General features: G+C 51.7%; 2 rRNA genes. Both read left to right on the forward strand.

Annotated features, from left to right (window positions below):
- A 23S ribosomal RNA gene (locus WG929_RS20770) occupies positions 1-2,786 on the forward strand; the annotation flags it as partial.
- Positions 2,787-2,946: 160 nt separating this feature from the next.
- Positions 2,947-3,062: ribosomal RNA gene (gene rrf / locus WG929_RS20775) — 5S ribosomal RNA — on the forward strand.
- Positions 3,063-3,112: the final 50 nt, after the last annotated feature.

A 3,112-nucleotide genomic window follows, 5' to 3' on the forward strand; every position in this document is an offset into this window, starting at 1 on the left:
TGACCCGGAGATCTCTGAATGGGGAAACCCACCTGTTTACAGGTATCTTGCACTGAATACATAGGTGTAAGAGGCGAACCGGGAGAACTGAAACATCTAAGTACCCCGAGGAAAAGAAATCAACCGAGATTCCCTTAGTAGCGGCGAGCGAACGGGGACTAGCCCTTAAGCTGTTTTGTAGTTAGTAGAAGGCTCTGGAAAGTGCCGCCATAGTGGGTGATAGCCCCGTATACGAAAACTTATAAGCAGTGAAAACGAGTAGGTCGGGACACGTGTTATCCTGACTGAACATGGGGGGACCATCCTCCAAGGCTAAATACTCCCAGATGACCGATAGTGAACTAGTACCGTGAGGGAAAGGCGAAAAGAACCCCTGTTAGGGGAGTGAAATAGACCCTGAAACCGCGTACGTACAAGCAGTGGGAGCCGACTTAGTTCGGTGACTGCGTACCTTTTGTATAATGGGTCAGCGACTTAATGTTAGTGGCAAGGTTAAGTGTTAACGGAGCCGTAGCGAAAGCGAGTCTTAACTGGGCGTCCAGTCGCTAGCATTAGACCCGAAACCGGGCGATCTATCCATGAGCAGGTTGAAGGTGCCGTAACAGGCACTGGAGGACCGAACCCACTCCCGTTGAAAAGGTAGGGGATGACTTGTGGATCGGAGTGAAAGGCTAATCAAGCTCGGAGATAGCTGGTTCTCCTCGAAAACTATTTAGGTAGTGCCTCATGTATAACCACCGGGGGTAGAGCACTGTTAAGGCTAGGGGGTCATCCCGACTTACCAACCCTTTGCAAACTCCGAATACCGGTGAGTTCAATCATGGGAGACACACGGCGGGTGCTAACGTCCGTCGTGAAAAGGGAAACAACCCAGACCGTCAGCTAAGGTCCCAAAGTTACAGTTAAGTGGGAAACGATGTGGGAAGGCCCAGACAGCTAGGAGGTTGGCTTAGAAGCAGCCACCCTTTAAAGAAAGCGTAATAGCTCACTAGTCGAGTCGGCCTGCGCGGAAGATATAACGGGGCTCAAACTGTACACCGAAGCTACGGATGCGTATTTATACGCATGGTAGAGGAGCGTTCTGTAAGCCGTTGAAGGTCAAGGTGTGAACCAGGCTGGAGGTATCAGAAGTGCGAATGCTGACATAAGTAACGACAAGGGGAGTGAAAAACTCCCCCGCCGGAAACCCAAGGGTTCCTGTCCAACGTTAATCGGGGCAGGGTTAGTCGGCCCCTAAGGCGAGGCTGAAGAGCGTAGTCGATGGGAAACAGGTTAATATTCCTGTACTTGTTTGTAGTGCGATGGGGGGACGGAGAAGGCTAGGCCAGCACGGCGTTGGTTGTCCGTGTTTAAGCTGGTAGGCAGAGATCTTAGGCAAATCCGGGATCTTAATGCCGAGAAGCGATAACGGTGACTCTACGGAGTCCGAAGTGGTCGATGCCATGCTTCCAAGAAAAGCCTCTAAGCTTCAGCTACAAATGAACCGTACTCTAAACCGACACAGGTGGGTAGGTAGAGAATACCAAGGCGCTTGAGAGAACTCGGGTGAAGGAACTAGGCAAAATGGCACCGTAACTTCGGGAGAAGGTGCGCCGGTTTTGGTGAAGGACTTGCTCCGTAAGCTGAGACCGGTCGAAGATACCAGGTGGCTGCAACTGTTTATTAAAAACACAGCACTCTGCAAACACGAAAGTGGACGTATAGGGTGTGACGCCTGCCCGGTGCCGGAAGGTTAATTGATGGGGTTATCTCACGAGAAGCTCTTGATCGAAGCCCCGGTAAACGGCGGCCGTAACTATAACGGTCCTAAGGTAGCGAAATTCCTTGTCGGGTAAGTTCCGACCTGCACGAATGGCGTAATGATGGTCACACTGTCTCCACCCGAGACTCAGTGAAATTGAAATTGCGGTTAAGATGCCGTATACCCGCGGCTAGACGGAAAGACCCCGTGAACCTTTACTACAGCTTCACAGTGAACTTTGAATTGGCTTGTGTAGGATAGCTGGGAGGCTTTGAAGCGATGACGCTAGTTGTCGTGGAGCCAATCTTGAAATACCAGCCTGGTCAATTTGGGGTTCTAACTCAGGTCCATTATCTGGATCGAGGACACTGTGTGGTGGGTAGTTTGACTGGGGCGGTCTCCTCCCAAAGAGTAACGGAGGAGCACGAAGGTCGGCTAATCCTGGTCGGACATCAGGAGGTTAGTGTAATGGCACAAGCCGGCTTAACTGCGAGACAGACACGTCGAGCAGGTACGAAAGTAGGTCATAGTGATCCGGTGGTTCTGTATGGAAGGGCCATCGCTCAACGGATAAAAGGTACTCCGGGGATAACAGGCTGATACCGCCCAAGAGTTCACATCGACGGCGGTGTTTGGCACCTCGATGTCGGCTCATCACATCCTGGGGCTGAAGCCGGTCCCAAGGGTATGGCTGTTCGCCATTTAAAGTGGTACGCGAGCTGGGTTTAGAACGTCGTGAGACAGTTCGGTCCCTATCTGCCGTGGGCGTTTGAGATTTGAGAAGAGCTGCTCCTAGTACGAGAGGACCGGAGTGGACGAACCTCTGGTGTTCCGGTTGTATCGCCAGATGCATTGCCGGGTAGCTACGTTCGGACGGGATAAACGCTGAAAGCATCTAAGCGTGAAGCCTCCTTCAAGATGAGATCTCACTGGAACCTTGAGTTCCCTGTAGGGCCCTGGAAGACCACCAGGTTGATAGGTCAGGTGTGTAAGCGTTGCGAGGCGTTGAGCTAACTGATACTAATTGCCCGTGAGGCTTGACCATATAACACCCAAACCGGGCTGTTATAACAGACGGAAACACCAGGCAACTGCTGCCTCTACAAAGAATCTCTCAAAAAACTCATGTATCCAACCCTATTTGGTGAAACTCTGCCGGGTCGATCGACCGATCCCCTTCAGACAGACAACACCATAACAGTTTGCTTGACGACAATAGAGCTGTGGAACCACCTGAATCCATCCCGAACTCAGAAGTGAAACGCAGCATCGCCGATGGTAGTGTGGGGTCTCCCCATGTGAGAGTAGGTCATCGTCAAGCTCTTAAACAGAACACCCCGTCCTGCGCTGCAGGGCGGGGTTTTTTACGTT

Origin of the sequence: Oceanobacter antarcticus (assembly GCF_044962685.1) — a bacterium.
GTDB classification, from domain to species: Bacteria; Pseudomonadota; Gammaproteobacteria; order Pseudomonadales; family Oceanobacteraceae; genus Oceanobacter; species Oceanobacter antarcticus.